Raw genomic sequence first — 3375 nt, 5'->3', positions numbered from 1 at the left:
TCCTTCCTTCGGGTGGGGCGTGTGTGGGGTGTGTGGTACGGGGTTGTTGTTTGAGAACTACATAGTGGACGCGAGCATCTTTTATAAGAAGCAATTTCCAAGAATATGAACCTGGATCTGGCCCGGGCGCCCTTTGGGGTGTGTGGGTTGGTTTTCRTGGTTCTCTCGAAAATTAGCGTTTTTGATCTTTTGTGGTCAAGTTTTTAAGAGCACACGGTGGATGCCTTGGCATTAGGAGCCGAAGAAGGACGTAGGAATCTGCGATAAGCCTGGGGGAGTCGATAACCGGACTGTGATCCCAGGGTGTCCGAATGGGGAAACCCCGCCAGGGGCGCGAGTTACCTGGTGACCCGCATCTGAACACATAGGGTGCGTGGAGGGAACGCGGGGAAGTGAAACATCTCAGTACCCGCAGGAAGAGAAAACAATAGTGATTCCGTCAGTAGTGGCGAGCGAACGCGGATCAGGCTAAACCGTTCCATGTGTGATAGCCGGCGGGCGTTGCATGGTCGGGGTTGTGGGACTTCCCACTCCAGCTCTGCCGGGCTGGGAAGGTGAGTAGTACAGGCATAGGTGAACGGTCTTGAAAGGCCGGCCAGAGAGGGTGTGAGCCCCGTAACCGAAATGTTGTGTACCGCCTGGTGAAGTATCCCAAGTAGCACGGGGCCCGAGAAATCCCGTGCGAATCTGTCAGGACCACCTGATAAGCCTAAATACTCCCTAATGACCGATAGCGGACCAGTACCGTGAGGGAAAGGTGAAAAGTACCCCGGGAGGGGAGTGAAACAGTACCTGAAACCGTGTGCTTACAATCCGTCGGAGCAACCTTGTAGTTGTGACGGCGTGCCTTTTGAAGAATGAGCCTGCGAGTTAGTGTTACGTCGCGAGGTTAACCCGTGTGGGGAAGCCGTAGCGAAAGCGAGTCTGAATAGGGCGTTGCAGTGGCGTGATCTAGACCCGAAGCGAAGTGATCTACCCATGGCCAGGTTGAAGCGACGGTAAGACGTCGTGGAGGACCGAACCCACTTCAGTTGAAAATGGAGGGGATGAGCTGTGGGTAGGGGTGAAAGGCCAATCAAACTTCGTGATAGCTGGTTCTCCCCGAAATGCATTTAGGTGCAGCGTTGCGTGTTTCTTACCGGAGGTAGAGCTACTGGATGGCTAATGGGCCCTACAAGGTTACTGACGTCAGCCAAACTCCGAATGCCGGTAAGTGAGAGCGCAGCAGTGAGACTGTGGGGGATAAGCTTCATAGTCGAGAGGGAAACAGCCCAGACCACCAACTAAGGCCCCTAAGCGTGTGCTAAGTGGGAAAGGATGTGGAGTTGCGAAGACAACCAGGAGGTTGGCTTAGAAGCAGCCATCCTTAAAAGAGTGCGTAATAGCTCACTGGTCAAGTGATTCCGCGCCGACAATGTAGCGGGGCTCAAGTACACCGCCGAAGTTGTGGATTTCAGACATTAGCCAAGCTGCTCCCTTGTGGAGTTGGTTCAGGCGTCTGGAGTGGTAGGGGAGCGTCGTGTGGGCASTGAAGTCGCGGTGTAAACCAGCGGTGGAGCCTACACGAGTGAGAATGCAGGCATGAGTAGCGAAAGACGGGTGAGAAACCCGTCCGCCGAATGATCAAGGGTTCCAGGGTCAAGCTAATCTGCCCTGGGTAAGTCGGGACCTAAGGCGAGGCCGACAGGCGTAGTCGATGGACAACGGGTTGATATTCCCGTACCGGCGAAAAACCGCCCATGCTGAACAGGGGATACTAACCGCCCGAAACCTGCCCGACACCCCTTGTGGGTGAAGGGTTTTGGTGGAGCGCGGGACCTGATCCTGGGAGGCAAGCGTATTAACAGGTGTGACGCAGGAAGGTAGCCAAGCCGGGCGATGGTTGTCCCGGTCTAAGGATGTAGGGCGAACGGTAGGCAAATCCGCCGTTCATGATGCCTGAGACCCGATGGGACCCCCGTATGGGGGGATTTGGTGATCCTATGCTGCCGAGAAAAGCATCGACGCGAGGTTTTAGCCGCCCGTACCCCAAACCGACACAGGTGATCAGGTAGAGAATACTAAGGCGATCGAGAGAATTATGGTTAAGGAACTCGGCAAAATGCCCCCGTAACTTCGGGAGAAGGGGGGCCCCCATCGTGATGGACACTTGCTGTCCGGAGCGTGCAGGGGCCGCAGAGACCAGGGGGAAGCGACTGTTTACTAAAAACACAGGTCCGTGCGAAGTCGCAAGACGATGTATACGGACTGACTCCTGCCCGGTGCTGGAAGGTTAAGAGGACCGGTTAGCCGCAAGGCGAAGCTGAGAATTTAAGCCCCAGTAAACGGCGGTGGTAACTATAACCATCCTAAGGTAGCGAAATTCCTTGTCGGGTAAGTTCCGACCTGCACGAATGGAGTAACGACTTCCCCGCTGTCTCAACCATAAACTCGGCGAAATTGCAGTACGAGTAAAGATGCTCGTTACGCGCAGCAGGACGGAAAGACCCCGAGACCTTTACTATAGTTTGGTATTGGTGTTCGGAGTGGCTTGTGTAGGATAGGTGGGAGACGTTGAAGCCCGGACGCCAGTTCGGGTGGAGTCATCGTTGAAATACCACTCTGGTCACTTTGGACATCTAACTTCGGCCCGTAATCCGGGTCAGGGACAGTGCCTGATGGGTAGTTTAACTGGGGCGGTTGCCTCCTAAAAAGTAACGGAGGCGCCCAAAGGTTCCCTCAGCCTGGTTGGCAATCAGGTGTCGAGTGTAAGTGCACAAGGGAGCTTGACTGTGAGAGAGACATCTCGAGCAGGGACGAAAGTCGGGACTAGTGATCCGGCGGTACATTGTGGAATGGCCGTCGCTCAACGGATAAAAGGTACCTCGGGGATAACAGGCTGATCTTGCCCAAGAGTCCATATCGACGGCATGGTTTGGCACCTCGATGTCGGCTCGTCGCATCCTGGGGCTGGAGTAGGTCCCAAGGGTTGGGCTGTTCGCCCATTAAAGCGGTACGCGAGCTGGGTTTAGAACGTCGTGAGACAGTTCGGTCCCTATCCGCTGCGCGCGCAGGAAATTTGAGAAGGGCTGTCCTTAGTACGAGAGGACCGGGACGGACGAACCTCTGGTGTGTCAGTTGTACTGCCAAGTGCACCGCTGATTAGCTACGTTCGGATGGGATAACCGCTGAAAGCATCTAAGCGGGAAGCTCGCTTCGAGATGAGATTTCCATACACCTTGTGTGTGAGAGGCCCCCAGCCAGACCACTGGGTTGATAGGCCGGATGTGGAAGCGAGGACTAAAGACTCGTGAAGCTGACCGGTACTAATAGGCCGATAACTTACACCACACACCCCTCCCGTGAACGGATTCAAAAGACGTTCACACCAGGGAG

General features: G+C 55.0%; 1 rRNA gene. It reads left to right on the top strand.

Going from position 1 to position 3375, the window contains the following annotated elements:
- Nucleotides 1–193 precede the first annotated feature (193 nt).
- Nucleotides 194–3330, top strand: a 23S ribosomal RNA gene (locus AC1DF4_RS19055).
- Nucleotides 3331–3375: the final 45 nt, after the last annotated feature.

Source organism: Arthrobacter sp. 05N429, from assembly GCF_056397045.1.
The sequence above is the reverse complement of the archived record's forward strand: the minus strand, read 5'-3'. Positions and strand labels throughout refer to the sequence as shown.